Raw genomic sequence first — 3,015 nt, forward strand, 5'->3', positions numbered from 1 at the left:
TCATCCAGTTTCAACTCCCACTGTTGTGGTCGTTTCCACTTTTGTTATTTAGTTAAGTCCTCGATCGATTAGTATTCGTCAGCTGCACGTGTCACCACGCTTCCACCTCGAACCTATCTACCTCATCGTCTCTGAGGGATCTTACTCTTGCGATGGGAAGTCTCATCTTGAGGGGGGCTTCATGCTTAGATGCTTTCAGCACTTATCCCTGCCACACGTAGCTACCCAGCGATGCTCCTGGCGGAACAACTGGTGCACCAGCGGTGTGTCCATCCCGGTCCTCTCGTACTAAGGACAGCTCCTCTCAAACTTCCAACGCCCACGACGGATAGGGACCGAACTGTCTCACGACGTTCTGAACCCAGCTCGCGTACCGCTTTAATGGGCGAACAGCCCAACCCTTGGGACCGACTACAGCCCCAGGATGCGATGAGCCGACATCGAGGTGCCAAACCTCCCCGTCGATGTGGACTCTTGGGGGAGATAAGCCTGTTATCCCCGGGGTAGCTTTTATCCGTTGAGCGACGGCCCTTCCATGCGGTACCGCCGGATCACTAAGCCCGACTTTCGTCCCTGCTCGACTTGTAGGTCTCGCAGTCAAGCTCCCTTCTGCCTTTACACTCTGCGAATGATTTCCAACCATTCTGAGGGAACCTTTGGGCGCCTCCGTTACTCTTTAGGAGGCGACCGCCCCAGTCAAACTGCCCGCCTGACACTGTCTCCGGACCGGATCACGGTCCTGGGTTAGAAGGTCAACACAGCCAGGGTGGTATCCCACGGGCGCCTCCACGTAAGCTAGCGCTCACGCTTCGATGGCTCCCACCTATCCTGTACAAGCTGTGCCAACATTCAATATCAGGCTACAGTAAAGCTCCACGGGGTCTTTCCGTCCTGTCGCGGGTAATGCGCATCTTCACGCATCGTATAATTTCACCGGGTCTCTCGTTGAGACAGTGCCCAAGTCGTTGCACCTTTCGTGCGGGTCGGAACTTACCCGACAAGGAATTTCGCTACCTTAGGACCGTTATAGTTACGGCCGCCGTTTACTGGGGCTTCGGTTCAACGCTTCGCCGAAGCTAACGCATCCCCTTAACCTTCCAGCACCGGGCAGGTGTCAGCCCCTATACTTCGCCTTTCGGCTTCGCAGAGACCTGTGTTTTTGCTAAACAGTCGCTTGGGCCTTTTCACTGCGGCTTCTCATGCAAGAAGCACCCCTTCTCCCGAAGTTACGGGGTCATTTTGCCGAGTTCCTTAACGAGAGTTCTCCCGCTCACCTTAGAATACTCTTCTCGCCTACCTGTGTCGGTTTGCGGTACGGGCACCTGTGACCTCACTAGAGGCTTTTCTTGGCAGTGTGAAATCTGGAACTTCGGTACTTGATTTCCCTCCCCATCACAGCTTGTGCTTATCAGACGGATTTGCCTATCTGACACACTCACTGCTTGGGCGTGCATAACCAGCAGCACGCTTTCCATATCCTTCTGCGTCCCCCCGTCGTTCAAACGGTCACGAGGTGGTACAGGAATATCAACCTGTTGGCCATCGCCTACGCCTTTCGGCCTCGGCTTAGGTCCCGACTAACCCTGAGCGGACGAGCCTTCCTCAGGAAACCTTAGGCTTTCGGTGTAGAAGATTCTCACTTCTATTTCGCTACTCATACCGGCATTCTCACTTCTAAGCGCTCCACCAGTCCTCACGGTCTGACTTCTCTGCACTTAGAACGCTCTCCTACCATTGTTCGAAGAACAATCCGTAGCTTCGGTGATACGTTTAGCCCCGGTATATTTTCGGCGCAGCGTCACTCGACCAGTGAGCTATTACGCACTCTTTAAATGATGGCTGCTTCTAAGCCAACATCCTGGTTGTCTGAGCAACGCCACATCCTTTTCCACTTAACGTATACTTGGGGACCTTAGCTGACGGTCTGGGCTGTTTCCCTTTCGACTATGAACCTTATCACCCATAGTCTGACTCCCAAGGCTATATGATTGGCATTCGGAGTTTGACTGAATTCGGTAACCCGATAGGGGCCCCTAGTCCAATCAGTGCTCTACCTCCAACATACGTTCCTTGAGGCTAGCCCTAAAGCTATTTCGGAGAGAACCAGCTATCTCCGTGTTCGATTGGCATTTCACCCCTACCCACACCTCATCCCCGCGTTTTTCAACACGCGTGGGTTCGGGCCTCCAGTCAGTGTTACCTGACCTTCACCCTGGACATGGGTAGATCACACGGTTTCGGGTCTACGACCCTTTACTCTGTCGCCCTATTCAGACTCGCTTTCGCTGCGGCTCCACCTATGCGGTTTAACCTTGCAAAGAATCGTAACTCGCCGGTCCATTCTACAAAAGGTACGCCGTTACCCATAAACGGGCTTCGACTACTTGTAGGCACACGGTTTCAGGATCTCTTTCACTCCCCTTCCGGGGTGCTTTTCACCTTTCCCTCACGGTACTGGTTCACTATCGGTCACTAGGGAGTATTTAGCCTTGGGAGATGGTCCTCCCGGATTCCGACGGAATTTCTCGTGTTCCGCCGTACTCAGGATCCACTCCGGAGGAAACGAACTTTTCCTTACAGGGCTCTTACCTTCTTTGGCTGATCGTTCCAGATCGATTCAGATAATTCGTTTCTTGGTAACTCCAATGGAGTGTCCTACAACCCCAAAAAGCAAGCTTTTTGGTTTGGGCTAATTCCGTTTCGCTCGCCGCTACTCAGGAAATCGCGTTTGCTTTCTCTTCCTCTGGGTACTGAGATGTTTCAGTTCCCCAGGTCTGCCTCCTAACACCTATGTATTCAGTGCTAGGTCCTACTCCATTACGAGCAGGGGGTTCCCCCATTCGGAAATTCCCGGATCAATGCCTACGTACGGCTCCCCGAGACATATCGGTGTTTGTCCCGTCCTTCATCGGCTCCTAGTGCCAAGGCATCCACCGTGCGCCCTTTGTTACTTAACTATTTTACTTCTCAGTAAAAAGACGTTTTGGTTTGTTTGATATGATGTCTTGTCATATT

General features: G+C 52.6%; 1 rRNA gene. It reads right to left on the reverse strand.

Going from position 1 to position 3,015, the window contains the following annotated elements:
* Window positions 1-48: 48 nt before the first annotated feature.
* Window positions 49-2,957 (reverse strand): 23S ribosomal RNA (locus tag DES48_RS15570).
* Window positions 2,958-3,015 lie beyond the last annotated feature (58 nt).

Source organism: Paraliobacillus ryukyuensis (assembly GCF_003315295.1).
GTDB classification, from domain to species: Bacteria; Bacillota; Bacilli; order Bacillales; family Amphibacillaceae; genus Paraliobacillus; species Paraliobacillus ryukyuensis.